Annotated in this window: 25 protein-coding genes; 14 read left to right on the top strand and 11 right to left on the bottom strand. The window is 54.2% G+C overall.

Annotation, left to right across the window (positions count from 1 at the left end; translation table 11 throughout):
• Window positions 1–7: 7 nt before the first annotated feature.
• Both dnaN and recF read left to right on the top strand, forming a co-directional pair.
• Window positions 8–1,129: a DNA polymerase III subunit beta gene (dnaN, locus tag DS906_RS05025; RefSeq protein WP_113789128.1), complete on the top strand. Its 1,122-nt coding sequence runs from the start codon at window positions 8–10 to the stop codon at window positions 1,127–1,129.
• A 59-nt stretch (window positions 1,130–1,188) separates the two neighbouring features.
• Window positions 1,189–2,286: a DNA replication/repair protein RecF gene (gene recF / locus DS906_RS05020; protein ID WP_199528483.1), complete on the top strand. Its 1,098-nt coding sequence runs from the start codon at window positions 1,189–1,191 to the stop codon at window positions 2,284–2,286.
• On the opposite strand, the gene DS906_RS05015 is transcribed toward recF, so the two are convergent.
• Window positions 2,283–2,849 carry a carboxymuconolactone decarboxylase family protein gene (locus DS906_RS05015; RefSeq protein ID WP_113789126.1) on the bottom strand — a complete coding sequence of 189 codons (567 nt, stop codon included), beginning with the start codon at window positions 2,847–2,849 and terminating at the stop codon, window positions 2,283–2,285. The two genes, recF and DS906_RS05015, sit on opposite strands and share 4 nt — an antisense overlap.
• Window positions 2,850–2,948: 99 nt before the next feature.
• On the opposite strand from DS906_RS05015, the gene DS906_RS05010 reads away from it, so the two are divergent.
• From DS906_RS05010 to DS906_RS22270, 3 genes are all read left to right on the top strand, one after another.
• Complete coding sequence (locus DS906_RS05010; RefSeq protein ID WP_113789125.1) at window positions 2,949–3,521, top strand: TetR/AcrR family transcriptional regulator; 573 nt, start codon at window positions 2,949–2,951, stop codon at window positions 3,519–3,521.
• Window positions 3,522–3,646: 125 nt separating this feature from the next.
• The gene (gyrB, locus tag DS906_RS05005) at window positions 3,647–6,064 is read left to right on the top strand and encodes a DNA topoisomerase (ATP-hydrolyzing) subunit B (protein WP_113789124.1); all 2,418 of its coding nucleotides are present in this window, start codon (window positions 3,647–3,649) and stop codon (window positions 6,062–6,064) included.
• Window positions 6,065–6,625: 561 nt separating this feature from the next.
• Window positions 6,626–7,405, top strand: a complete 780-nt coding sequence (locus DS906_RS22270) for a hypothetical protein (protein ID WP_199528481.1) — start codon at window positions 6,626–6,628, stop codon at window positions 7,403–7,405.
• Window positions 7,406–7,496: 91 nt separating this feature from the next.
• Here the strand turns inward: DS906_RS22270 and DS906_RS04990 are convergent, their stop codons facing one another.
• From DS906_RS04990 to DS906_RS04975, 4 genes are all read right to left on the bottom strand, one after another.
• The gene (locus DS906_RS04990; RefSeq protein ID WP_113789122.1) at window positions 7,497–8,066 is read right to left on the bottom strand and encodes a carboxymuconolactone decarboxylase family protein; all 570 of its coding nucleotides are present in this window, start codon (window positions 8,064–8,066) and stop codon (window positions 7,497–7,499) included.
• Between the two features lie 137 nt (window positions 8,067–8,203).
• A complete protein-coding gene (locus DS906_RS04985) occupies window positions 8,204–8,689 on the bottom strand; it encodes a YHS domain-containing (seleno)protein (RefSeq protein WP_113789121.1) in 486 nt (161 codons plus the stop codon).
• A gap of 48 nt (window positions 8,690–8,737) precedes the next feature.
• Window positions 8,738–9,604 (bottom strand): cysteine hydrolase, encoded by an 867-nt coding sequence (locus DS906_RS04980; RefSeq protein WP_058282012.1) that lies wholly within the window; start codon window positions 9,602–9,604, stop codon window positions 8,738–8,740.
• 161 nt (window positions 9,605–9,765) lie between these two features.
• Window positions 9,766–10,743 (bottom strand): AraC family transcriptional regulator, encoded by a 978-nt coding sequence (locus DS906_RS04975; RefSeq protein WP_233494687.1) that lies wholly within the window; start codon window positions 10,741–10,743, stop codon window positions 9,766–9,768.
• A gap of 227 nt (window positions 10,744–10,970) precedes the next feature.
• Here DS906_RS04975 and DS906_RS04970 point away from each other — a divergent pair, with 227 nt between their 5' ends.
• The 3 genes from DS906_RS04970 (at window position 10,971) to DS906_RS04960 (ending at window position 13,897) form a co-directional block, all read left to right on the top strand.
• Window positions 10,971–11,843 carry a bile acid:sodium symporter family protein gene (locus DS906_RS04970; protein WP_113789119.1) on the top strand — a complete coding sequence of 291 codons (873 nt, stop codon included), beginning with the start codon at window positions 10,971–10,973 and terminating at the stop codon, window positions 11,841–11,843.
• A 478-nt stretch (window positions 11,844–12,321) separates the two neighbouring features.
• Window positions 12,322–12,894, top strand: a complete 573-nt coding sequence (locus DS906_RS04965) for a carboxymuconolactone decarboxylase family protein (RefSeq protein ID WP_113789118.1) — start codon at window positions 12,322–12,324, stop codon at window positions 12,892–12,894.
• Between the two features lie 223 nt (window positions 12,895–13,117).
• Window positions 13,118–13,897, top strand: coding sequence for a methyltransferase domain-containing protein (locus DS906_RS04960; RefSeq protein ID WP_113789237.1), 780 nt, complete (start codon window positions 13,118–13,120; stop codon window positions 13,895–13,897).
• A 328-nt stretch (window positions 13,898–14,225) separates the two neighbouring features.
• Here DS906_RS04960 and DS906_RS22020 read toward each other — a convergent pair whose 3' ends face one another.
• Window positions 14,226–14,447 carry a hypothetical protein gene (locus DS906_RS22020; protein ID WP_158541286.1) on the bottom strand — a complete coding sequence of 74 codons (222 nt, stop codon included), beginning with the start codon at window positions 14,445–14,447 and terminating at the stop codon, window positions 14,226–14,228.
• 97 nt (window positions 14,448–14,544) lie between these two features.
• Between DS906_RS22020 and DS906_RS04955 the strand changes: the two genes are divergently transcribed.
• On the top strand, window positions 14,545–15,432 hold the full coding sequence (locus DS906_RS04955) for a LysR family transcriptional regulator (protein WP_158541285.1): 888 nt from the start codon (window positions 14,545–14,547) through the stop codon (window positions 15,430–15,432).
• Between the two features lie 164 nt (window positions 15,433–15,596).
• Here DS906_RS04955 and DS906_RS04950 read toward each other — a convergent pair whose 3' ends face one another.
• From DS906_RS04950 to DS906_RS04940, 3 genes are all read right to left on the bottom strand, one after another.
• Window positions 15,597–16,046, bottom strand: coding sequence for a MaoC family dehydratase (locus DS906_RS04950; RefSeq protein WP_113789116.1), 450 nt, complete (start codon window positions 16,044–16,046; stop codon window positions 15,597–15,599).
• Between the two features lie 123 nt (window positions 16,047–16,169).
• The gene (locus DS906_RS04945; protein WP_113789115.1) at window positions 16,170–16,961 is read right to left on the bottom strand and encodes a class I SAM-dependent methyltransferase; all 792 of its coding nucleotides are present in this window, start codon (window positions 16,959–16,961) and stop codon (window positions 16,170–16,172) included.
• 63 nt (window positions 16,962–17,024) lie between these two features.
• Window positions 17,025–18,065: a sulfurtransferase gene (locus tag DS906_RS04940; protein ID WP_113789114.1), complete on the bottom strand. Its 1,041-nt coding sequence runs from the start codon at window positions 18,063–18,065 to the stop codon at window positions 17,025–17,027.
• A 209-nt stretch (window positions 18,066–18,274) separates the two neighbouring features.
• Here DS906_RS04940 and DS906_RS04935 point away from each other — a divergent pair, with 209 nt between their 5' ends.
• The 4 genes from DS906_RS04935 to DS906_RS04925 all read left to right on the top strand — a co-directional run bounded on the left by DS906_RS04935 (window position 18,275) and on the right by DS906_RS04925 (window position 22,105).
• Window positions 18,275–19,492: a tetratricopeptide repeat protein gene (locus DS906_RS04935; protein ID WP_199528479.1), complete on the top strand. Its 1,218-nt coding sequence runs from the start codon at window positions 18,275–18,277 to the stop codon at window positions 19,490–19,492.
• A 385-nt stretch (window positions 19,493–19,877) separates the two neighbouring features.
• Entirely contained in the window at window positions 19,878–21,524 is a 1,647-nt protein-coding gene (locus DS906_RS04930) for a tetratricopeptide repeat protein (RefSeq protein WP_113789112.1), read from the top strand.
• Window positions 21,525–21,540: 16 nt separating this feature from the next.
• Window positions 21,541–21,663, top strand: coding sequence for a hypothetical protein (locus tag DS906_RS22605; protein WP_255415367.1), 123 nt, complete (start codon window positions 21,541–21,543; stop codon window positions 21,661–21,663).
• Window positions 21,664–21,709: 46 nt separating this feature from the next.
• A complete protein-coding gene (locus DS906_RS04925; RefSeq protein ID WP_113789111.1) occupies window positions 21,710–22,105 on the top strand; it encodes a rhodanese-like domain-containing protein in 396 nt (131 codons plus the stop codon).
• A 176-nt stretch (window positions 22,106–22,281) separates the two neighbouring features.
• On the opposite strand, the gene DS906_RS04920 is transcribed toward DS906_RS04925, so the two are convergent.
• On the bottom strand, window positions 22,282–22,890 hold the full coding sequence (locus DS906_RS04920; RefSeq protein ID WP_113789110.1) for a dihydrofolate reductase family protein: 609 nt from the start codon (window positions 22,888–22,890) through the stop codon (window positions 22,282–22,284).
• A gap of 12 nt (window positions 22,891–22,902) precedes the next feature.
• Window positions 22,903–23,394 carry an SRPBCC domain-containing protein gene (locus tag DS906_RS04915; RefSeq protein WP_113789109.1) on the bottom strand — a complete coding sequence of 164 codons (492 nt, stop codon included), beginning with the start codon at window positions 23,392–23,394 and terminating at the stop codon, window positions 22,903–22,905.
• 214 nt (window positions 23,395–23,608) lie between these two features.
• Here DS906_RS04915 and DS906_RS04905 point away from each other — a divergent pair.
• Window positions 23,609–24,017: autotransporter outer membrane beta-barrel domain-containing protein (locus DS906_RS04905; protein ID WP_233494686.1), on the top strand; the 409-nt coding region annotated here is incomplete at its 3' end.

The raw sequence follows: 24,017 nt of genomic DNA, 5'->3' as shown, positions 1-24,017 counted from the left end.
TAAGGGTATGAAGATCAGCATCGAACGCGGCACCCTTCTCAAGGCCGTTTCCCAGGCCCAATCTGTTGTCGAACGTCGCAACACCATTCCCATACTTGCCAACGTTTTGATCGAAGCCGAGGGCGATCAGGCGATGTTCCGGGCGACCGATCTGGATATCGAAGTTGTCGACAAGGCGCCTGCGCAGGTCGAAAAAGCCGGGGCTACAACGGTCGCCGCAACGACGTTGCATGAGATCGTGCGCAAGCTTCCGGATGGAGCGTTAGTGACACTGACCGCTGACAGCGCCGCAGGTCGTCTGACGGTTGAAGCAGGCCGGTCGAATTTCTCATTGGCGACGCTGCCGAAGGAAGACTTCCCTGTGATGGCGTCTTCGGAATACCAATCGAACTTTACGGCCTCGGCAGCCTTGCTGCGCCGGTTGTTCGATAAGTCGAAATTTGCCATCTCGACCGAAGAGACGCGTTACTATCTGAACGGCGTCTATATGCATGTGGCCGACGGGTCCGAAGGCGGCAAGGTGCTGCGTTGTGTGGCTACCGATGGCCACCGACTGGCACGCATCGACGCGGATCTGCCGGATGGCGCTGCAGACATGCCCGGCGTGATTGTGCCGCGCAAAACCGTAGGCGAAATGCGCAAGCTGCTGGACGACGATGAGATGGATATCGCCGTGTCAGTCAGTGAAACGAAGGTGCGCTTTGCAACACCGGACATCACGCTGACTTCAAAAGTGATCGACGGGACGTTTCCGGATTACACACGTGTGATTCCGCAGGGCAACACGCGCCAGCTGGAAGTTGATGCGGCCGAGTTCGCAAAGGCCGTTGACAGGGTTGCAACCGTGTCCTCTGAACGGTCTCGTGCGGTAAAGCTGCAGCTGGATACCGACAAACTGGTACTTTCCGTCAACGCCCCGGATAGCGGCGCGGCCGAGGAAGAACTGGCCGTGGCCTATGGCGACGAGCGGCTGGAGATCGGATTCAACGCCAAGTACCTGCTGGAAATCGCCTCTCAGGTGGATCGTGAGAACGCTGTGTTCCTGTTCAATTCAGCGGCTGATCCGACCCTGATGCGCGAAGGCAATGATCTGAGCGCGGTATACGTCGTCATGCCGATGCGCGTCTGATCGCACGGACGTGCGATGCCTCCGGCGGGAGTATTTTTGAAAAGATGAAGGGAGGGGTCATGGGTTTGGCCCTGACCGAGCTTACCGTCTCGCATTTTCGGTCCCACAAGCTGGCGCGACTATCTTTGGATGGTCGGCCTGTTGCGATTCACGGACCGAACGGGGCGGGCAAGACCAACATCCTGGAAGCGGTGTCCTTGTTTTCCCCCGGCCGCGGAATGCGGCGGGCCAGCGCGGCCGAGATGACCCGACGCCCCGAGGCGCTGGGTTGGAAACTGTCCGGGTTGCTGCAGGCGCAGGGGCGGCACTACGAGATTGAAACCTGGTCCGAGGGCGGTGTCGCGCGGCAGGTCCGCATTGATGGCAAGGCGTCCAGCCAGATTGATCTGGGCAAGCTGGCGCGGATTGTCTGGCTGATCCCGTCGATGGACCGGATTTGGATCGAGGGGGCCGAAGGACGTCGGCGTTTTCTGGACCGGATCGCGCTGAGTTTCGACCCGGCCCATGCTGAGGCGTCTTTAATTTACGAAAAATCCATGCGCGAAAGGAATCGCTTGCTGAAAGAGCAGGTGCGGGATGCGCATTGGTATGCCGCACTTGAGGCGCAGATGGCGGAGACGGGGTATCGTATCCATGCGGCGCGGCTTTTGGCGCTGGACCATCTGCGCGCGGCGCAGGATCAGGCGGAAACCGCGTTTCCATCGGCGGAATTGGAGCTGGTACAGACCGAAGGTGCGATGCCGGAAACGGAAGCGGATCTGCGCGAAGCGCTAAGTGAAAGCCGGTTCCGGGATCTGGCGGCCGGGCGGACGCTGGTGGGGCCGCATCGGTCGGACGTGTACGGGGTGTTCGCTGCCAAGGGCGTTCCAGCCAAGGATTGTTCTACCGGTGAGCAGAAGGCCTTGTTGGTCTCATTGATCCTGTCGAACGCACGGGCCTTGGCGAGTATGATCGGCGCGCCCCCGATCGTATTGTTGGACGAGGTGGCGGCGCATTTGGACGCGGATCGGCGCGCGGCGCTGTATGATGAGATTTGTGCGCTGGGTGCTCAGGCCTGGATGACGGGCACCGGGCCTGAGCTGTTTGCGGAACTGGGCGACCGGGCCCAATCATTGATCGTGAGTGATGGCTCTGAGGGCTCGGTCGTGTCCGCTTAGGCCGGCTCGCCGACCTTACGTTCCCACAGGAAGCCGCGCATGACTTCGTCGACCGGGGTTTTTGCCATGTGGTTCACGTAGTTCGACATGGTTTTTTGCGCCAGGCCGAGAACCACATCCAAAACTGCGCGGTGCGAGTAGCCCGCATCAAAGAACGCCTGCAGCTGTGCGTCGGCCGGGTTGCCTCGGGTTTCCATCATTTGCAGGGTGAAGGTGCGCAGTGCTTCAAGCTTGGCCGAAGGCAGCGGGGTTTCATTACGCAGGGCTTCGGTGATATCGTCCGAAACCTTCATCATCTTGGCGATGCCGGTATGTGCGGGCACGCAATAGTGACATTCGTTTTCCACGTTGATGGTCTGCCAGACGACAGTTTTTTCGTCATTGTCGAACTCGGTCTGCATGAACAGGCCGTGCAGAACCTGATAGCCTTCCAGGTGCTGGGGGCTTTCGGCCATGACCTTGTGCAGGCCGGGCAGGCGGCCAAAAGCGGCCTGCGATTTTTCCAGCAGCGGTTTGGACCCTTCGGGGGCGGATTCGAGATCATGTGACGGGAAGTTGGCCATGTCGGAACTCCTTTTCTGGCGCGTTCAGGCAGAAATAGTCTTTCTTGAGTGATCACTCAAGTATATATTTGAGCAATCGTTCAAGAATTGGTGAAGTCGATGCCTCGCAAACCCGAATATGACCGTGATGACCTGATTGCCCGGGCCAGGGATATCTTCTGGCGTCAGGGTTGGGCTGGTACATCCCTGAAAGACCTTGAGCGCGAATTGAAGTTGAAACCCGGCAGTTTCTACGCGGCATTCGGGTCCAAGGACGCGCTTTACGGGCTGGCGTTGAACCGCTACGCGCAAGAGGGTGTCGCACGGCTGAGGGCATTGGCTGATCGGCTGGGTCCGCTCGAAACTTTAAAGGCGCAGCCGCGTTTGGTTATCGAGGCAAGCGGAGCGCCCGCGAAGGCCTGTATGTTGGCCAAGACCTACGCAGAACTGCAGGCTAAGGATCACGAGCTCGCCGGTCGGGCGGGTGTTCTTATGTCCGAGATGAAGGCTTGCTTTGCAGATCTGTTCCGTCAGGCGCAAGACGCTGGGGATATTGCCCCAAACTACGATCCGAACCGGCTGGCGACGCGTTATCAATCTGACCTTTTGGGGCTGCGTTTGTCAGCCGAGCGAAGTGATGTCGACGCCAATGAAATCGCAGCGGATATAGCGGCCGATATCGACCGTTTGTAGGGATTCGGCAGTCAGCTGCCGAAAGAAACTAAATCACGCAAGGCCGACACAAAATGTTGGGGTAGCGCGTGACAATCCCCCCCAGAAAACGTATAAGTTACCAAAATAATATAGGTACTGACGGCATGTCCGAAGACGCACAGGCACCCCAGGAATACGGTGCAGATTCCATCAAAGTTCTCAAAGGGTTAGAGGCAGTTCGAAAGCGCCCCGGCATGTATATCGGGGATACGGACGATGGCTCGGGTCTGCACCATATGGTGTATGAGGTCGTTGACAATGGGATTGACGAAGCGCTGGCCGGTCACGCCGACCATGTAACCGTCAAAATCCACGCGGATTCCAGCGTCTCGGTCAGCGACAACGGTCGCGGAATTCCTGTCGATATTCACCCCGAAGAAGGTGTGTCCGCCGCCGAAGTGATCATGACCCAGCTGCATGCCGGCGGCAAGTTCGACAGCAATTCCTACAAGGTGTCCGGCGGTCTGCACGGGGTGGGCGTTTCAGTAGTGAACGCATTGTCCAACTGGCTTGAGTTACGCGTCTGGCGCAAAGGTAAGGAACACGTTGCACGGTTTGAAGGTGGTGAGACGGTCGAGCATCTGAAAGTTGTCGCTGAATGCGGCGACCGGACCGGAACCGAGGTGCGGTTTCTGGCGTCGTTAGACACGTTCTCAAACCTGGAATATTCATTCGAGACGCTGGAAAAGCGTCTGCGCGAACTGGCCTTCCTGAACTCGGGCGTGCGGATCATTCTGATTGATGAACGCCCGGCAGAACGGTTAGAGACCGAGTTGTTTTACGAAGGCGGCGTCAAGGAATTTGTCAAATACCTCGACCGCTCCAAGACGTCTGCGATGCCCGAACCGATCTATATCAAGGGTGAGCGCGACGATATCGGTGTCGAAATCGCCATGTGGTGGAATGACAGCTATCACGAGACAGTTCTGCCCTTCACCAACAACATCCCACAGCGCGATGGCGGAACCCATATTGCCGGTTTCCGCGGTGCGCTGACCCGGACCATCAACAATTACGCCCAGACCAGCGGGATTGCAAAAAGGGAAAAGATCAACTTTACCGGCGACGATGCGCGCGAGGGTCTGACCTGTGTGCTGTCGGTCAAAGTGCCCGATCCGAAGTTCTCGTCCCAGACCAAGGACAAGCTGGTGTCGTCCGAAGTGCGCCCTGCGGTCGAAGGTCTGATGAACGAAAAGCTGGCTGAATGGTTCGAAGAAAATCCGAACGTGGCCAAGATTATCGTCGGTAAGATTATCGAGGCCGCTCTGGCCCGTGAAGCCGCTCGCAAGGCGCGCGAGCTGACCCGGCGCAAAACAGCAATGGATGTGAATTTTCTGGCCGGCAAGCTCAAGGATTGTTCGGAAAAGGACCCGACCAAAACCGAAGTCTTCCTGGTTGAGGGTGATTCCGCAGGCGGATCAGCGCAAACGGGCCGCGATCGGCAAACTCAGGCGATCTTGCCTCTCAAGGGTAAAATCCTGAACGTCGAGCGGGCACGGTTTGACCGGATGTTATCATCTCAGGAAATCGGTAACCTCGTCATGGCGCTGGGCACCGGGATCGGGCGAGACGAGTTCAATATCGAGAAACTGCGCTATCATAAAATCGTCATTATGACCGATGCGGACGTCGACGGTGCGCATATCCGGACATTGTTGTTGACGTTCTTCTACCGGCAGATGCCTAAGCTGATTGAGGGCGGTTACCTCTACATCGCCCAACCACCGCTTTACAAAGTGGCGCGCGGCAAATCCGAAGTGTACCTGAAGGATCAGGCGGCGATGGATGAATACCTGGTCAATCAGGGTGTCGAAGGGGCGGTGCTGAAGCTCGGTTCTGGCGAAGAGATCCTGGGTCAAGATCTGACTCGTATTGTCGACGAAGCGCGTCAGTTGAAGCGCGTTTTGGACGCCTTCCCAACCCATTACCCACGTCACATCTTGGAACAGGCCGCCGTTGCAGGTGCCTTTGTGCCGGGCGCGGTCGATGCGGATTTGCAGGGCGTTGCAGACAAGGTTGCCGCCCGTCTGGACCTGATTGCGCTGGAATACGAACGCGGCTGGCAGGGCCGGATCACACAGGATCACGGCATCCGTCTTGCCCGTATTTTGCGCGGTGTCGAAGAGGTGCGTACTCTGGACGGCCCGATGCTGCGTTCGGGTGAGGCCCGTAAGACCGGCAGCTTCACGCAAAGTCTGCAAGAGATCTACAACACCCCGGCAACGCTGGTCCGTCGCGATCGGTCACAGGCAATTCACGGCCCGCTGGATCTGCTGCGTGCCATTCTGGAAGAAGGTGAAAAGGGATTGTCGCTGCAACGCTACAAAGGTCTGGGTGAGATGAACCCGGATCAGCTCTGGGAAACGACGCTGGACCCGGACGCACGTACGCTTTTGCAGGTGCGGGTGGACGACATGGTCGAAGCGGATGATCTGTTCACCAAGCTTATGGGCGACGTGGTGGAACCTCGCCGCGAATTCATCCAGAAAAATGCCCTGAATGTGGAAAACCTGGATTTCTAGGCTTATGTAGGTGTGCCCATAATATTGAATTTTGCGCATAACTTTGCATTACTTGCCCAAAGTTTTGCGCAAAACCCAACCATAAGTCGAACCCAATTTTAAGAACAGCCGTCAAAAGGTAGTCTGACTATGGGTCATGCAGTTTTCGCGGAGTCGGTCAATATAACTCGGAAGCCTACGGTCTTTTCTGGAACTGATTTATTTGGTCTAAAATAGGTAGTTGGGTTGGAGGCAGTCGTTCCCGGCATAAACCGCAGAAACCAGGCTATCGAAGGTGCTCATTCACGAGCTGGAGGACCAGACCCGTCATACCACAGCCAACCCAAGTTTCGGCCATGCGCAACAAAAGCAGGCTTTGCAAAGTTCAGTGAATAAGCCCACAGTGGTCTTCTCAAATGAATGGCACTATTGCGCGGCTACTCTAAAGCAGATTTTCGAGTATTGTGTTCAATCAAGGCGTGTGGGAGAGTTTCGCCGACGTTCGACGGGACAAAAACTAGAGAACGCTACCTTTGAAAATTTTAAAACGCCTAACTAAAAAAAGTTACAGCAGTAATACAAATGCCGATCACACTTTCGCGATTCTCTGAAGAAGACTGTTATTTTGGAAATTCTTGGCAAGTTACAGATGAAGATGAGCTGGCACGCCAAATCGGTGTCATAGCGCTCGGTTACTCTCATCACGTGCTCAAAATACTTCAAGGGACTGGCGTCGTTGACGCTGATTATCCTGCTGACGGAGTGGCTTCTGCAATAGAACTACTAACTGTTAGTGGAGAAGATTCTTCGCACCGAGATGGCTGGATGTTTCAGGCAATGTCATGGATTGCTGCCATTCGCGCAAATCCCACGGCAAAATTGGCGGCTCCTCACATGCAGCATGCTGACAAAGGCTTTGATGGGCTGCAAGTCGAGATTGATGACGAAACTCGTCGAGTGAAATGTGCGGTCATAAGCCCCGGAAATTGTGGGCGCAAAGCTGTGGAAGCGATAGTCAATACTCTTCCACATTCTGATGTTTTAAAATGGCGATTGGGTAGCAAGGAGGCCAAGCGTCATCTGCGTGTAGCCCAAAAATATCAAACGGTTGAACGCCCCTACGAGCGAATAGAACTCGACTGTACCGAAGCAGACATAATCCTCGCGGATGAACGTGGAAATCCGATTGGTCGCCCGCATGTATGTGCTGCCATTGATTGCGCCACAGGTTGGATCGTTGCTCTCATTGTAACATTGCACAAGCCGACCGCCGAAGACGTCGCGAAAGCTACCCGAGGTTCCCATCCATCTTGTGCATCAAGAGGGTCGAACCGTGTCTGCGAAGGTGCGCGCTTTTGTTGATTTTGCGGTCGAACGTCTCAAATCGGATTTCCTTATTGGCCAGAACCAAACTCAGGCCTAAGCGCAAGACCAACAATTAGGCAAAATCGCGCTATTCAGCCGCCGCCGCGGATGAGGCGGTCCATGCATTTGGGACAAACGCATCATCCAAAGCCGTTTCCGCCACATGGTTCGTATAGTTCGACAGGATTTTCAACGCTGTGCCAAGGATGACTTCCAGCATGGTCTGGCGGGTATAGCCAGCCGTCAGAAACGCCTCGACCTGTGCGTCGCTGGGCCAGCCTCGGCTTTCGTTGATCACGATGACGAATTTGCGCAGTGCTTCCAATTTGGGGTCGGCGATAGGGCTGCCATCGCGTAACGCTGCGATCACGTCTTCGGGGACACCGGCCATCTGTGAAAGAGTGGTATGGGCGGCCATGCAGTACTTGCACCCGTTCAACCGGTTGTTAGTCATAAGGATGATCTGGCGCTCAGTCTCTGACAGGCCGGTCTTTCCAAAGATGTTGGAAAGTGTCGTATAGCCTTCCAAAATTGCGGGCGCTTCGGCCATGGCCGCATAAAGGTTGGGCACAAAACCATATCCTTTCAGCGATGCTTCCAGAATTGGTTTCGCGGCATCAGGGGCTGAGGCGATTGTATAGGTCTCAAAATCAGTCATGTCTGGTTTCCTTTGGGAAGAGTTTTCGACGCACGCGAATTGTCATTGCGGACAGGGCGTCTTGGAGAAATGCCGGCCTTTTGGGGAGGGGAGAGGCAGCGGTGGCTCCGACCGGCAAGAGCCACCAAATTCCTCGATCAAAGGCTGCCGACAGGCGTGTGGTGGATGTCTGCCCACTTGGCATGGGCGCCTTGGATCACGGTCTCTTTGTCCTCAAGGTACTTCTTGAAGATGTCCTCATTCACAAAGAGATAGAGCTTGTTGTCCACGATATCGGCATACCGAACATCGCCATCAAGCTTCTTGCCTACATAGACGCCAAAGGCGCAGAACCCGCCGAATTGAGGCAGATGTGCCGTCGGATCCGCCTCGAATGTGGCTTGCGCTGCCTGCGACGCAAAATAGTAGTCCACTCCATCATGGGCCGATGTAAAAGTGGCGTTGCCCATTTCGGGTTTTTCGGCTTCAAACATCGATACAGGATCGACGCCATGCATGCCGAGGGGCTGCCCGGTCAAGGTAAGACTGTTCGAAACGTTGTATTCATCGTCAGCCAATGCCGCCGCCGCCAGGGCGAGAGTCAACGCTGTTGTAAGTGCGGGAAATGTAAAGATGCGTGTCATGATATGTCCTTTCAGGATGTCAGGATCAAATTTGAAGATCGATTTGCGTCAGGCCGATTGGCCAATGCGCTCAACCGCGTCGTCGGTCCACCAGACGCCGTTGGCGACCATTCGGAAGTTGATGATGGCGGCGAGATACCCGTCACCTTCAGGCACCTTGGCCCCGGCTGTGGCATCGCGAACGACAGCGACTTCGTAGCCCAGCTCAAGCAGCTCGTAGAGATGCGCCTGCGTACACAGGTTCGCCGACATCCCCGCGAGGATCACCTTGTCGATCTTGCGTTTACGCAATTGCAGGTTCAGGTCATTCTGAGCAGGGCTGTAAACCTTGTGTGGCGAGCAAATGATGGTTTCGCCATCTTCGATGTACTTCTTGTATTGCGGCATCCAGTCGGCACCTGAGCCCTCGAAGTTGTCCAAATTGAGCGGTCCCAGGCGGTCAAACATGCCGATGCTGTGCATCGTTGCTTCCAGAGTGCCCTCGAACTCCCACTTGTGGTCATGCGGGTAGTAATAGTGGGGCGAGATGAAGACCGGCATCCCCGCAGCCTTGGCGGCAATGAAAAGCCGTTCGATATTGTCGACCGTGCCCTGTTCGGTCACGCTTTCGCCAACCACACCCCACGTCACACCGTCCTCTGACAAAAAATCAATCTGGGGGTCGGTCACCACAAGCGCAGTACGCCCCGGCTCGATGGTCATGTCGATTTGGGGAAGGCCTGGATTTTCCGGGTCAGCATAGTAGGCGCGTGCTTCGTCGGTCGCGGCAAGGGCCTGCCCGCCAGCCACTATTGTTGTACCTGCCGCGGCCGCACCGGCGGCTTGTTGCAAGAGTCGCCGGCGCGCCATATCAACGCGTTCGGGCGTGACGTCGCAAGCGCAGCTTGCTCCATGTTTGTGGTCATGATTGCTCATTGCAAATTTCCTTTGTCTGAGAGGGGCAAATGGGTTTGCTTTACTCGGGAGCGCCCCAGGTGGATCTGACAAAGAAGAAGTTAGGCGCCACATCGATTGAGGTATCGGCCCGCCCTGCCAAGGTTTTGGCCGAACCTGCCATGTGGTCTTGAGGTGTGTGCTTAGTCGGAGGTCGCCTGCTGCCTGAATCGTGCCGGAGCCTGGCCAACCCAGCGCTTGAAGGCGCGGCTGAACGTGCTCTGTTCCGAAAACCCGGTCATAAATGCGATCTCGGCTATGGAAGCCTTACCGTCACGGAGCAGGTCACGAGCGAGTGCAACTTGTGCCTGACCAAGAACGTCGCGATAGGTCAGCCCTTCTTCGGCCAACCTGCGGTAAAGAGTGCGCTCGCTCATTCCCATCTCTTGGGCGACATGCGCTGCCTGCGGTGCGCCGTTACTAAGGGCTGGCGTAAGCCGGTGGACAATTTCTTGGCTCAGTGAGGTGTCGTCATCGCGAGAGTTGAACTCCTCATCCAGGTGCTTCGTCATGAAATCTGACAAGCCCGGATCGCCAAGACGATTTTCGCTTTCCAGCATAGCAGGGCGCATAGCAATGGCGTTGTGGGCGCTCCCAAATCGAACTGGGCACCCGAAATATTCGGCGTAATGTTCTGGCTCTTGTCTGCATGCATGCTGAAACGTGACATATGCGAGCGACAACCCATCACCCACAAACCGATGCATGTTCCTCGCAAAGGCCGCAAGCGCGCATTCGTTGCGCAGCTCCAAGGCGGCGCGATGTGGTGTTTGTCCTTCAAAAATCCAAAGAACCGGGTCGCCGGTTTCATCAAGTCTGTAAACTGCGGTGTCCGTGACGAGACGAAAATAGCGCTCGATCCGTTGCAATGATTGCCGCAAGGTCGGAGCTGTCTTAACGGCCAGGCCAAGTACGCCGAGATCATCGGTCGCAATCGCGTTTGCATAGGCCTCAACTAACGCGGCCTCGTCCGCTTGTTGCGCACGAATCCAATCTATCAAATCGAAATACGCATCATCCGCCAATTGGCCGTGTTGAGCTCCTGGTAAACGCAGCACGACAGCGCCATTCGAAATCAGGGCGCCATCGTCGTTCAGCGTCATCCCGGCGGCGTTGGCCATCGCGCGGGCGAATGCGTAAGTTACACTTGCCATACAGTGAGATTAGCACTGGAAAGCTCTTTCACACCAGATCGTCCAACCCTGTGATAGGTATAATAAATAAAGACAGCCTCGATCTTCGGGCGCTTGAGGATAAATGCGCCAAACTGATAAAACTCGTCATCAGGTTTTCTGAACGGTATCGTCCGAAAGCGTGCGGAAGCATGCAGTCATAGAGGTCATGGTAGATGGGCGAAATTTTTACATCTGTGCTGCTGCCGCTCGCAGTTGTTGTCATCATGTTCTGCCTTGGCCTCGGACTCACAGCGGCTGACTTTCAACGCATCGGACGACGTCCACGTGCCTTTTGCGTCGGGGCTCTCAACCAGATCATTTTGCTGCCTTGCATCGCTTTGATGGTGATCTTTACTTTTGGGATTTCCGCCGAGACAGCCGTTGGCATTATGATTTTAGCGGCCTGTCCGGGCGGGGCGATCAGTAACATCGTAACCAAGCTTTCGAATTGGGATGTTGCTTTGTCCGTTACTCTTACAGCAGTCTTCAGTCTGACTTGTGTCGTTACCGTACCGCTTATCCTGGGGTTTTCGATGCAGATGTTCATGGGGGCAACTGCGCCCGCTATCGACATCTCTTCGACGGCTTTAGCAATGTTTTTTTTAACAGCTTCTCCAATCCTAGTCGGGGTGACCGCGCGGTCATTGGCGCCGCGGATTGTAGCCGCTGTCGAACCAGTCTTTAGCAAGGTCTCTATGCTACTTTTTGCGCTGGTCATCGGAGGCGCGATCATTTCAAACTGGGTGGTGGTCGCGGATAACTTCCTTAGGCTTGGACCCGCACTTTTGGTTGTAGGTGCGTCACTCACGTTTATTGGCATCATGAGTTCAGGGATGCTCGGATGCACAGACATCGAGGCGAAGACGATTTCAATTGAGACCGGCGTTCAAAACGGAGCTTTGGGGATCGCAATTGCCACCTTGCTGTTGCCAAACACCAATGGGTTAAGCGAATATGCCATCCCATCCGCAATTTATAGCGTGGTCTGGATCGTAACAATGTTGCCTGTGTTCGCTTTCCTTGCGCGAAGAAGCCCAATTTTATGATCCTGAAGTCTATTTGCCAGCTCTGGTTATGGGCTGGGCCAAGCCCCTTAGTTTCCATGCCGGAGCGCCATCTGGTCAAAGAGCGATCAAGGAGCTCCCAAGCCCTCTGTGGAACGGCCGCTTTGGCGATTTTCCCTGTTGAAGGGAAAAACTGTTGCTGCCAGTGCGGTGGATCCTGCGTCAGCGAAGGTGTAGACTCCAAGGTCAGTTTTGTCCGCAAGGCGGAAGTCACCACGCTTGGATGTGAAGCTCCGGGTTTGAGCTCAATCCATACTTTGAAGACTTACGAGAACGGCTCAAATGAAATTGCCTTTAACCAAACGACGAACTTGCTGGGGTCTCGTTAGGCAATCCTGCCGTTCGTAGTGTTCCAACGGAAATTCTGTGCGGAACCCGGATTTGCGTTAAGGTTGCGTACACATCGTTGCTTCCTCATTTTGAGACGAAGTGATCCAAAGCAAGATTGAAAGAGAATTGAATGAAACGCCTGTTTCCATCTCTGCCCGAGAACGCAACACTGGGAAGTGTCTATCAAGCCTTTCCAGACAAGCTTTCTCCGCTTTGTGCGTACGAAAGCCTTGTGATGAGGGGCGAGAGCGATCTCTCGGTTGCTGAACGTGAATTGATTGCAGCCTATGTCTCGGGCTTGAATGCTTGTGCGTATTGCCATGGCGCACACATCGTTTTCGCCAAAGCCTATGGCATTGAGGTCGAGACAATCGAGGCACTGATGGAAGACCGCGATACGGCACCCGTCGAGGATCATCTCAAACCGTTACTAGCATACATTGAAAAGCTCACCATCTCTCCATCCCGAATGACGGAAGCCGACGCAAATGCAGTCTACGCGGCAGGCTGGTCAGAGAGCGCGCTGTTCGATGCTATCCAAGTCTGTGGTGTCTTCAATCTCGTGAACCGCTTCATAGAAGGAACAGGTGTTCAAAGCCCTGGCACCGATCCAAGAGAAGCGGACGAAGCCACTTTGAACCGATGCCGCAGTGACAGCTTTTACACCGATTTCGGACGGGAGAACGGCCTCGACATCCCTTGAATTGATGTTGTTCGAACTTTCGAGCGACGACAAAAAGCTGGTTCGATAAAGCGGCAGAAGCGTCCTTACCTCCCGAGGTTAACCAATTCGTCGATACCAGTCGGCACCTTCATCTATTGTTGGTGGACCTATGTTCAAACCAAAACGATCCGTCCTGCTTTTCGTAGAAATCCCATTTTCTGATAAGGTTTTGGGGACATGTGGTCTTTGTAAGGGGAGCGAGTTGCTTAAATTTGACGCTGAAACAACGAGATTGCTTGAAATCGCCTATCAGGGAGCAGAATTGACACGGCGAAGACAGGCTTCATTTGATGCGCTGCGCCCGGCTCCTGGTGAGACTATTTTGGATGTCGGTTGTGGCAACGGGATGTTAACAGCGGAGTTGGCCCGTGCAGTTGGCTCGGATGGCTATGTCATCGGGATCGACCCAAGCGAGGATATGACAGCAGCCGCAAGAGAACGATGCAGCGACTATGCGAACGTGGAGTTTCGTGCTGGTGCTGCAAATAGTTTGCCCATTGAGGATGAGAGTGCTGACAAGGCCGTCTCGGTACAGGTCTTTGAGTACATCGAAGACGTAGACGGTGCACTGTCCGACACGCTGCGGTGCGTCAAACCCGGCGGACGTCTCGTCATCAGCGATCTACACTTTGGGAGCTTGATTTGGTTCAGCGATGAGCCCGACAGAATGCAAAAGATGCTGACGTCCTGGAACCAGCACTTTGTGAGTGGCTCCGTCCCGGAAAGACTGCCTGCACTAATAAAGGCTCGCGGCGACCATGTGGAAGATGTCTTGTCGTTCACAATGACAGATCACCAGCTAAAGCCTGATGGCCTCGCAATCATGATGATGCACCTCATGAAGCAATACACTGTCGCAAATGACCATTTTGATCCCGCAGTTGCGCAATCGTGGTTTGATGAGCAGCTCAGCCTTGCAAGGACTGGACGCTTCTTCTTTTCGATGACCCAATTTGTCGTCGTGGTGCGCAAAAAGGGGTGATTGAGCTAAGTAAATCGGCCTAGGTTCTTTCGCGGGCTTCATGAAAGTCGCGGTTCAAGAGACCCCCATTGGTGTCACAGGCGCCCCAACAGGTGCTGCAAGTCTTTTGTCCATACTTAATTGTCGTCGGTGAAGCCCCAAGGAAGTGCCAGACGTGCAGGCATTGATCAGACGTTCGAACGACCGCAGCGATAGGCGTGATGACAGAAGGTCTCGTATTGGTACTTACTCAATGGCTACAACACAGGTGCGTGGCTGCCACTTCCAGCTTGCAGCTGCATTTGGCGTGATCTAATCGCCTTATTCGGCAGATTGTCACCGAGTGTCGTCAGAACCTTCCTGAATACAGACTCATCATGTTCTGCACGTCCAGTTCACTCGAAAACGCAGCGGGATTACTCCAGATCACGTCATTAATATAGTCGCGTTCCGCGTGAAGATCGTTGGCTGTAGGCTGCGGCTTACGGGTTTCGGGGCAGGCTCTTTTGGTCCAGCCGAACAGTCCACCAAATACGGTCCAGATGCTGGGTGACATTGTATGGGAAGCCATCTCATGGTCCTTTCCGAGTTACTTGCGCTGTCGCAACAACAGTAACTGTTCACCTGTTTTTCTGGTATCCGGCACAAAATTGTGCTGTTCTACAAAAATGAAGAACGGGTTCCGAAATTGGTCGGATATTCGTGTGTTCCTCTCTGTCTTCAGAGAAGGGTCTACGCTTGCGGCCTCTAGAAAGCTAAAGGTCTCCCAACCAACGGTTGCCCGACGCATTGATGTTCTCGAAAGAGAAACAGGCTTAACGCTTTTTGAGCGCGGTACGCACGGGTTCAAACCAACCCCAGAAGCCCTTCGCCTTGTTCCTCTCGCCGAAGCAATCGAGGCTTCAGTCCTTGAATTTGCCGATTGCGCGAAAGATTTGACGTCGACACAACCCATCCGTATCACCGCTTATTCGGCAAATTTCTCCGCACGCATGATCGAAATCGTAAACGAGTTTTCCGCCAACAATCAGGATGTCGCATTCGAGTTTTTATCCAGCGTTCGAGCGCTGGACCTGACGGCCGGAGAGGCCGACATTGCTTTGCGCCTTGCAAGAACCGATCCTGATCCCGACCTGATCTGCCGGAAAATCAGCACGGCTCGCTGGTCTTTGTTCGGCAGTAGAAATTACGCGGACAAGTTTGGCTTACCGAGGTCAACGAATGATCTGGCCGGGCATCAGTTTGTTACCTTTCAGCGGGACGATGTGCCAAATGTATTCCACGAATGGTTGACCAATCACGTGGAGCCGGACCAGATCGTCATGTCTTTCACTGAACTGGAGCTAATGCATGCGGCGATCAGGTCAGGGCAAGGCCTTGGGATCAGCAATGTCAAGCTGGTGGAAACAGACATGTCTTTTATCCGATGTTTCGACGAAATCCCGGAACTTGCGGTGCCGCACCTAATGCTCATTTCGCCGGAAGCTTATCGCCGGCCAGAGGTTAGAGCCTTCGTTAAGTTCTTCGCACCTCGCTATGCGGCAATCTACAAGTAGTTATTTGGGCAAAAAAGGATTGAGAACACGCGAACAAGCTAGTTTGCATGTACGCCACGACCGCAATTGCGAATAGAAGCCTTATGTGGCGAGCCCAAGGATACTCTTGAAGATGACAAAGGGAGGTCGAATTGATCGCCGCGCCCAAGTCGCTGCAAACCGCCTTAACTCCGACATGCTATCACGTGGTGCATGACCAGGTTAAGAACTTCAACATCGTTCTGGTTAAATGTCTGGTATCGGAATTTGACTGTTCCCCGGTCTGGCTTCGAACGTGATGGTGCAATTGCCTCAACCGTGACGCGCACGCTGATCGTGTCACCGGAATACACCGGAGCCAGCCACCGTACCTCGTCCATACCATGTCCACCCAGATTGGTGCCGGTAAGTACACCAGTGTCGCGGAACAACCTGAAAGTAAGCGCTATTGTTTGAAATCCACTGGCTATGAGACCGCCGAAAATCGACTCTGCGGCAGCCACTTTGTTAACGTGGAAGGGCTGCGGGTCATGAACCAGTGCGAAGTCAATAATCGCTCCCTCGGTCAGCGTAACGCCTCCGGTTTCAAAGGTTTCGCCAACCGACAAATCGTCGATGTATTTTCCGCTGGCCATGGCAAAAGTATAGTTTGATGTACACTCAACCGTCAACGCGGAGCCACGCTTGGCAGCTAATGCCGCGTTGTCATTCGACCATGGTAAAGATCGTATTGGAGAACTGAGCCAGTGGTCGTTGACCTATGCCGCGGCGACAAAAAGGTGCGCTTCTTGCGGTACGTGCAATACGCCTTCTTTGTCATATCTAGACAAAGCGTCTGCAACCTCTTCCACGACCTTGTTGGTGACGTCAGCACCTGCATCCCTAAGATCAGTTTCGATTGGCAGCGCCATGATTTGCGCACGAAGATCAATAAATCTTCGCTCAAGTACCAATGGCTCGTGACGAGCTATCTTGAAGCCTGCATCGACCAAAAATTCCGATATTAGGTCCCCATCTCGAAACGAAAAAGGCGCTCCGGCCTTGACTGCGGCATCTGTTCCAACATGTCGTTCGAGAGCTTTTGCAAGCGCTCCATTGAAGGGCGACACAGCGCGCCAACATGTCAAAAATAGCTGACCGTCATTGCGCAAGATCCTATGAACTTCCTGCAACGCGGCGGACTTGTCGGGGAAGAACTGAAGCCCCTGTTGTATGAAGGCATAGTCAAACGTAGCATCTTCGAAAGGTAACTCGGTTACATCTGCTGCATACCACTCGAGCACATGACGACAATCCGGCTGATTGGACTGCGCGACCTCAATCATGGTTTCGTTGAGATCTACGCCAACAACCCGGCCTTCGCCCGTCAGTTTCCTTGCAATCTCTCGCGTCAAAGCCCCGGTGCCGCATGCAATGTCGATAACACAAGTGCCGCTTCGAAGCTGAACCTTCTGCATTGTTGCTTCAGCCAATGGGCCGAACATCGCAGGCACACTATGGCTGTTGTACTTCTGCGCAGCTTCTTTGGTCAGCCGGAAATTGTCCGTCATCAAAACATCCTCCTAGCAACGCGTCAATAATTGGACCACCCAAAGTGACCCAAAATCGTAGTCTCACGAGGTTTCAACTGGAAGGCTCTCATCGGCGCTCCACTCAGCCCATGAACCATCATACAGGCGGGACTTTTCGAACCCCATTTGGCGCAGCGCAAGGAGCCCACAAGAAGCAGCTATGCCACGGCCACAATAGGCGATGACCTCATCGTCAGTTTGAATTCCCTTGTCCTGATAGTGCTTGAGAAGCTTGGAATGATCCGCCAACTTGAATGAACCACGTTCCTTTAGTTTAGCTGCACGTTCGGCAATGGGTATGTGTGCCAAATCCGGATCGATGTTCGATATCGCCGGTATGTTGACGGCACTGGGGATATGTCCCGAGCGACCTCCCCATGTGTGAACTCCGTCGCCTCGGAAGAGGTCGTTTGGTAGAAAGTCCACAATTCTGACTCCGGGCTTACCCATCGCGTCCAAGACATTAGCTTTGCGGGCAATCCAATTGCTCTGCACTGTTGGTTCAAAGTCACCATGCTCAACGGTTAGATCGCCAGTTTCAGTGGGCCGACCTTCGAGTTTCCATTGCTGCAAGCCGCCGTCCAAGACCTGCACGTTTTTATGGCCATAGTGCGAAAGTGCCCACCAAACACGCGCAGACGCCAATGGAAGCCCGGAGTCATCGTAGACCACGACATGACTGTCGTTGGAAACACCCAACTCGCGCATCCTTTCCCCGAAATCCTCTGGGCCGAGCATCATGTCGGGAGTGTTCTGAGTGCTGTCTACAAGCTCCGTCGACATGCCAACATACACTGCGCCAGGAATGTGCTCGGCCTGGAACTCGCTCCTATCGTCATAGGCTACGCCCTTGCCGTTTTCCTCCCTAAACTTCCAGCGAACATCAATGATGCGTAGTTTCGGGTTAGTCAGGTTATCTGCCAACCAAGCCGTATCAATGAGCGGGCGAGTTTGGGTTGTCATACCTACGTTCTCCTCTAACCAGACGCGGGTCGAGCCGTATGGAATAATCCCCAAAATTGCCTTCGGAGTCCAATTTTGGAAAATCGGGATTTGATAAAGCAAATATGGTTTAAGGGGCATTTTGATGATTTCATGAGACTTCTGAAAGAAACGGATGCTGAAATCATGGCGCCTCGTAACGTCGATTTCCTTTGACTCGTTTATGGGTAGGCATGCTCATATAGCTCACTGACGGACAGGTTTGGTACAGATAGTGGAAGGTTTGGATGCTTGAAGATCGGTACGGAAGCCCGCTAACGACCACATCACAAACTGCGCGAGACGCCTATGTGGAAGGCATCGACCGATTTCTGGGTGCTTTTGATGATGTTGAAGAAGCTTACCGTTCTGCAATGCAGACAGATGATAGCTTTGCCATGCCCCATGTTGGGCTTGCGCGCTACCTTGTTACCGTCGGGCGTGGACAAGATGCAAAGCGTCAAATAGCCTTGGCAAAGGAACTGTCGCATGGCGTCAGCCCGCGCGAAGCCGCCCAGATCGACATTATCAGCGATCTCATTGAGGGGCGTGCACCGCAGGCCTACAGGCGCATCCGAGATCACGTCGCAGACCATCCGCGAGATATTTTGCTTGCTCAGACCTGTACCAGCGTATTTGGCTTAATTGGGTTTTCAGGTCAGGCTGGACGCGAGGCAGAGCAGCTTGCGTACACTACCATGTTGAAGCCACACTATGGCGACGACTGGTGGTTTCTCTGCCAGCATGCATTTGCCCAGATGGAGGCCGGACAGATTGGCCCGGCCGCGGAAAACATCGAGCGCGCGCTTGAGTTGAAGCCAGACAGCGCACACAGTGCACATGTCAGGGCCCATCTCTACTATGAGAACGGGGAGACGGACGCTGGCTACGCTTATCTGCGCGAATTCTGGCAAGACTATCCCTTCACAGCGTATCTGCACTGCCATCTCAGTTGGCACGTCGCTCTGTGGGCGCTTGAGAGCGGCGATGTGGCGGGTATGTGGAAGCTGTTCGATGATTATGTTTCCCCCGAACGACCTCCTGCGCCACCACTGAACGTTCTGACTGATAGTGTGGCAATTGTTCACCGCGCCTTTTTGGCTGGCGAGCAAATTCCCCAGGAGCGTTGGCAACAACTCAGCGACTATGCTGTTCAGTTCTTTCCGACACCTGGCTTGGCTTTTGCGGATATTCACGCTGCTCTCGCGCATGCGATGGCTGGAAACAGAGAGCGTCTGGAAGCAACCATTGACGGCGCAAAGGGACCCGCAGGCCCCACCGTTGCTTCAGTCGCAGGCGCATTCCGTGCGTTGGCGGATGGAAATGCGGATGAAGCGATTGAGAAATTCGTAAGTGTCATGTCTGAGCACGAACGCCTTGGTGGTAGCCGGGCGCAACGCGACATTGTTGAGTTTTCATTGGCGCATGCGCTGGCAATATCGGGACAATCGAATGAAGCTCGACGTATCCTCAACATGCATCGACCGCATACCTCTCACGACCATGCAGTTGCCACGCTAGAAGGATAGGGCGCCTGTATTTTTGACGCCCGCATTGAGCGCAAATTACACGTTTTCAGTGCCACTTAAAACGGAAGCTGTCGCACGACGCTACTAGGCCCCAAAAGTGTTGGTTGGCGGAAAAGACCAATCTGACTGCTGACATCAGCTTTCTCAAAAGCCCGTCTTTGGTGTGTGCAAGCGGTGTTTGTGGTCTTGTCGGTGGGCTACTGTGGAGGGATTGGACGGCGCGTCACTCATGCGGCCGACAAGTTGATCAGTCGCCAAGAAGAGTGCTTCGATCAAATGGCGCTCATATAAGACGGGTCTATGCCTTGAATCGGCTTTGATGTCGCCAGTATCGAGAAACAGCCCATTGTGGTAACCTCCTAACTTTAATTAGGGGGTTATTGTGATGGAATACTATGATCTCGGTAGCTACAGCCGAAAGATCACAACCTCGTCGGACGAAGCCCAGCTTTGGTTTGATCGTGGTTTGGCTTGGACTTACGCGTACAACCACGAAGAAGCGATTGTATGCTTTCAGAATGCCGTGGCTGCGGATCCAAATTGCGCAATGGCGCACTGGGGCATCGCGTATTGCATTGGGCCGAACTACAACAAGCCTTGGGAAACGTTCGAGGAAGACGAGAAGCCTGACTGTATCGCCTTGGCAAAAGCGTCAATCGAGACTGCTGCGTCGTTAAAGGACAAACTGACGCCTGTTGAACGCGCGCTCATCGAAGCCATTCCGGCTCGTTATCCATCCTCATCGGATATTGAGGATTTTAGCCCATGGACTGATGCATTCGCTGGTGCGATGCGAAAGGTGCATGCTGAATTCAAACAGGATCTCGACGTTTGCGCCCTCCTGGCCGAGGCACTCATGAATCGGACCCCTTGGCAGCTTTGGGACTTGCCGACTGGGAAACCAGCGGATGGAGCCGATACGCTCGAGGCAATATCCGTGCTCGAAAATGCGTTCGATACACTTTCCGGAGCATGGGAGCACGCAGGACTATTGCACATGTACATTCACCTGATGGAAATGTCGCCCCACCCCGAACGGGCACTGCGTCACGGCGATGTGCTCAGCACGCTGGTGCCCGAGGCCGGGCATTTGTTGCACATGCCGACCCATATCGACGTGTTGTGCGGAGACTACATGAACGTGGTACTGCGCAATCACAAAGCCATATTGGCAGATCGCAAGTTTCTGAAGCGCGAAGGCCCTGACAATTTCTATTCCGTCTATCGGTGCCACAACTATCACTTTAAAATATACGGTGCGATGTTCTTAGGGCAACCATCGGCAGCAATCGAAGCCGCCGATGAGCTGATCGACACCTTGCCGTCAGACACTCTTCGGCCGATGGCGGACTGGTTTGAAGGCTTCATTCCAATGAAGCAACATGTGCTGATCAGGTTTGGTCGCTGGCAGGATATTCTCGATCAGGACCTGCCAGAGGATGAAGAGCTTTACAGCGTGACCATTGCCATGATGCGGTATGCAAGGACGGTTGCCTGGGCCAACCTACACAGGGTCGCCGAAGCCGAGAGTGAAAAAGCCAAATTCTATGATGCTCTGGCCAGAGTTCCTGAGACTCGAATGCTGTTCAACAACACATGCTGGGACATTCTGAAGGTCGCTGAGCAAATGATGCTGGGTGAGTTGGCCTATCACACAGGGGAGCACGAAACGGCCTTTGACCACCTGCGAAAGTCAGTCGAGATCGACGACAACTTGCCATACGACGAGCCCTGGGGCTGGATGCAACCCACCCGTCATGCGCTGGGTGCTCTTCTTCTTGAACAGGGCCAGATGGAGGAAGCCGAAGCTGTTTACCGTGCAGACCTTGGCCTGGATGCAACGCTTAGCCGGTCCTGTCAGCATCCGGGCAACGTCTGGAGCCTGCATGGTTTGCACGAATGTCTCACCCGGCGCGGTGAAACGGTCGAAGCCGCTCACATTAAGCTACAACTAGACAAGGCCGCTGCCCGCGCCGAGGTGCCGATAAAGGCGTCGTGTTATTGCAGGCAGAAGGCTTTGGCCGCCGAGTAATCACTGATCAACAGCAATGGCTGGGGCATTTGCGTGGCCCGCTTCTGCCGTTGACCGGGACTGGTTTAACTTCGTTGATGGCAACCGTCTGGGCGACCACAAGACTGCCGAGCATCGCTTGGATGCCGTTTTGCGGTAAATCAGCCGCATGGTAGCATCGCGTAGGATACGCAGTCGGGGGCAATATGGTCTTAACATTCGCACAAATGGAAGCTCAGGAAATATCCAAAGCAAATCCGATTTCAGCAACTGACGCGCTGGCAGTACTGATCGAAGACCCCAACGCACTTGTGGTGGACGTGAGGGATAGCGCTGAAATGGCGGCCACAGGTATCAGCCCCAGAGCCATTCTGGCTCCTGGTCGCGCCGTCGCTTGGATGGCAGACCTTGAAAGTGAATACAGATCTCAAGAGTTACAGGATCGTGGAAGACGAATTTTCACCACTTGTGGAGGTGCTCCGAGCTACCGAGGCGCGGCAGCGGCAAATGTATTGACTGCGATGGGTTTTCAAAACGTGCAGTTCATCGATGGAGGGATGGCGGCTCTGATCGCAGCTGGTTCCTCCACAAAGCAGCCTTAAAAAACGGCGAAACCAACGGTCTTGAGCAAACAGAGCGGGGAAAAAAGATACGTCTCAGCTTCCAGAGTTGTGTCTCGATACGACTTGCGACTGAGACATAAGCCAATTGACGAACACCTTACGAGAAGAACAGCCAATTGCGCTCAATGCATAGTACTGTGGTAGAGTATCCACAATCACGGCTGCGGTGCCGGCTGTGAGGCACCACTTTTCGGCCGATAGAATTGCATCGTTACACCATTTCCGCAGTGCTCAAATCTGGTCAGATTCAGCTGGCGTAGTGGGCTGTCTTTCTCGAAAAGACGCTTACCGTCGCCGACAACCACCGGAAAGACCCATAAGCGGAACTCGTCGATAACGTTGTGCGTGAGAAGCGTTTGTATAAGGCGGGAGCTGCCATGCACCTGCAACAGGGGCCCATCCTGCGCCTTTAAAGTCGATACTGCGCCAGCCACATCACCACTTATCGGCTGCGAGTTTTGCCAATTCAAACTGTCAGGTTGTGAGGTCACAACGTATTTTCGAGCCTTATTGATACGGTCTGAAAGTGCGGACTTCGGCGCGTTTGGCCAGTGGCCAGCAAAGATGTCGTATGTCTTTCGGCCAAAGACCATATCATAGGGTTCGGACATTGCGTGACGCTCGACTTGGTCCATCACGCCTTCCCAATATGGCGCGGCCCAACCACCATGTGCAAATCCGCCGGATGGGTCTTCTTCTGGCATGCTTGGGGATTGCATTACTCCGTCGAGCGTCACGAATGTCAGAACGGCGAGCTGTCGCATGTGGTCTGGCCGTCACTCGCCGCTCATGGAAGCAAGATACTCGCCAAGCTTGTCAAAGGCCTGGTTCCAGCCACCGGCGCCGGCTGTGCCCTCTTCGACGCCGATATGGACCATTGTCATCACAGTCTTCCCGTTCACTTCCGAGAGTTCGACGATGATTTCCGTGATGTCGGGAAAGTCTTCGGGCATACCCATCGCTTGAGGTGTGATTAGGGTGCCATCCTCGTCACACATACTCTCGGTATAAACGAGGCGGTTTGGCCGGGTGACTTCCTTGTACACGCCGGTGAACCACATTTTCATAGGCCGTTCGGCTGCGGTCATTTCCATACAAACCTTACGCCTACCGCCAACAACCACATCCATTTCTGCGACCGGAACGGACATACCGCGGGGTCCGTACCACGCCCGAAACAGAGCCGGGTCAGTCCACATGTCCCATATGGTCTCAATCGGGGCATCAAATTCGCGCTCGATCTTCACCCATTTATATTCCTCATTCATCGGACGTTCCCTTCATTCCATTCAGAATTCTGTCCATGGCGTCGAAGCGGGCCTCCCAGATGAAGCGGTATTGGTCGGTCCAGCTTGCAACGGCCTCCAAAGGTCTTGTGTCCAAGGCACAGGGCCGGAACTGGGCTTCTCTACCACGTGTGACGAGGCCAAGCGAAATAACCCTTCTGTTGATGGCTTTACGGGAGGTGAGGCTAAATCGGATTTGGACCAAGAGGGAATCCACGCCGGTATCCAGGCACGGAAGTTGTTTAACCAGGACAGCGGTGCAAGGGTTTCTACGGTTTTTGGATTGAACTACGGGCGTATTCAACAAGGTTCAGGCACAGAGACTGGCGGTGGTGACTTCAACTACTCAATTGAAAAAGCGGATGCCGAGTCTCTGGTCGCTTCCATTGGAGTTGACTACCAACGGGACTTCTTGACAGAGAATGGTGTGCTAACCCCAATTGCCTTTGCTCGTTACGAGTATGACTTCTTTGCCTACAAGGATAGTGAGCACGAAATCACTGTAACGAGCCCGATATTTGGCACGTTCACACAAGTCGGACAAAACCGAGGAGCAAATGGCTTCGTGCTTGGTCTGGGGCTAGGGTGTCTGACGTCAGCACCAA

Origin of the sequence: Ruegeria sp. A3M17 (assembly GCF_003318255.1) — a bacterium.
Taxonomy (GTDB): Bacteria; Pseudomonadota; Alphaproteobacteria; order Rhodobacterales; family Rhodobacteraceae; genus Ruegeria.
The sequence above is the reverse complement of the archived record's forward strand: the minus strand, read 5'-3'. Positions and strand labels throughout refer to the sequence as shown.

Bases quoted from the DNA above. Each gene is read 5' to 3' on its own strand.
- DS906_RS05015 (WP_113789126.1), bottom strand. From the start codon at position 2,849: ATGGCCAACTTCCCGTCACATGATCTCGAATCCGCCCCCGAAGGGTCC.
- DS906_RS04970 (WP_113789119.1), top strand. From the start codon at position 10,971: ATGGGCGAAATTTTTACATCTGTGCTGCTGCCGCTCGCAGTTGTTGTC.
- DS906_RS04965 (WP_113789118.1), top strand. From the start codon at position 12,322: ATGAAACGCCTGTTTCCATCTCTGCCCGAGAACGCAACACTGGGAAGT.
- DS906_RS04930 (WP_113789112.1), top strand. From the start codon at position 19,878: ATGGAATACTATGATCTCGGTAGCTACAGCCGAAAGATCACAACCTCG.
- gyrB (WP_113789124.1), top strand. From the start codon at position 3,647: ATGTCCGAAGACGCACAGGCACCCCAGGAATACGGTGCAGATTCCATC.
- DS906_RS04920 (WP_113789110.1), bottom strand. From the start codon at position 22,890: ATGCGACAGCTCGCCGTTCTGACATTCGTGACGCTCGACGGAGTAATG.
- dnaN (WP_113789128.1), top strand. From the start codon at position 8: ATGAAGATCAGCATCGAACGCGGCACCCTTCTCAAGGCCGTTTCCCAG.
- DS906_RS04940 (WP_113789114.1), bottom strand. From the start codon at position 18,065: ATGCCCCTTAAACCATATTTGCTTTATCAAATCCCGATTTTCCAAAAT.
- DS906_RS04955 (WP_158541285.1), top strand. From the start codon at position 14,545: ATGAAGAACGGGTTCCGAAATTGGTCGGATATTCGTGTGTTCCTCTCT.
- DS906_RS22270 (WP_199528481.1), top strand. From the start codon at position 6,626: ATGCCGATCACACTTTCGCGATTCTCTGAAGAAGACTGTTATTTTGGA.
- DS906_RS04980 (WP_058282012.1), bottom strand. From the start codon at position 9,604: ATGAGCAATCATGACCACAAACATGGAGCAAGCTGCGCTTGCGACGTC.
- DS906_RS04990 (WP_113789122.1), bottom strand. From the start codon at position 8,066: ATGACTGATTTTGAGACCTATACAATCGCCTCAGCCCCTGATGCCGCG.
- DS906_RS05010 (WP_113789125.1), top strand. From the start codon at position 2,949: ATGCCTCGCAAACCCGAATATGACCGTGATGACCTGATTGCCCGGGCC.
- DS906_RS22020 (WP_158541286.1), bottom strand. From the start codon at position 14,447: ATGGCTTCCCATACAATGTCACCCAGCATCTGGACCGTATTTGGTGGA.
- DS906_RS04945 (WP_113789115.1), bottom strand. From the start codon at position 16,961: ATGACGGACAATTTCCGGCTGACCAAAGAAGCTGCGCAGAAGTACAAC.
- DS906_RS04950 (WP_113789116.1), bottom strand. From the start codon at position 16,046: ATGGCCAGCGGAAAATACATCGACGATTTGTCGGTTGGCGAAACCTTT.
- DS906_RS04915 (WP_113789109.1), bottom strand. From the start codon at position 23,394: ATGAATGAGGAATATAAATGGGTGAAGATCGAGCGCGAATTTGATGCC.
- DS906_RS04975 (WP_233494687.1), bottom strand. From the start codon at position 10,743: ATGGCCAACGCCGCCGGGATGACGCTGAACGACGATGGCGCCCTGATT.
- DS906_RS22605 (WP_255415367.1), top strand. From the start codon at position 21,541: ATGGCTGGGGCATTTGCGTGGCCCGCTTCTGCCGTTGACCGGGACTGG.
- DS906_RS04925 (WP_113789111.1), top strand. From the start codon at position 21,710: ATGGTCTTAACATTCGCACAAATGGAAGCTCAGGAAATATCCAAAGCA.
- DS906_RS04985 (WP_113789121.1), bottom strand. From the start codon at position 8,689: ATGACACGCATCTTTACATTTCCCGCACTTACAACAGCGTTGACTCTC.
- recF (WP_199528483.1), top strand. From the start codon at position 1,189: ATGGGTTTGGCCCTGACCGAGCTTACCGTCTCGCATTTTCGGTCCCAC.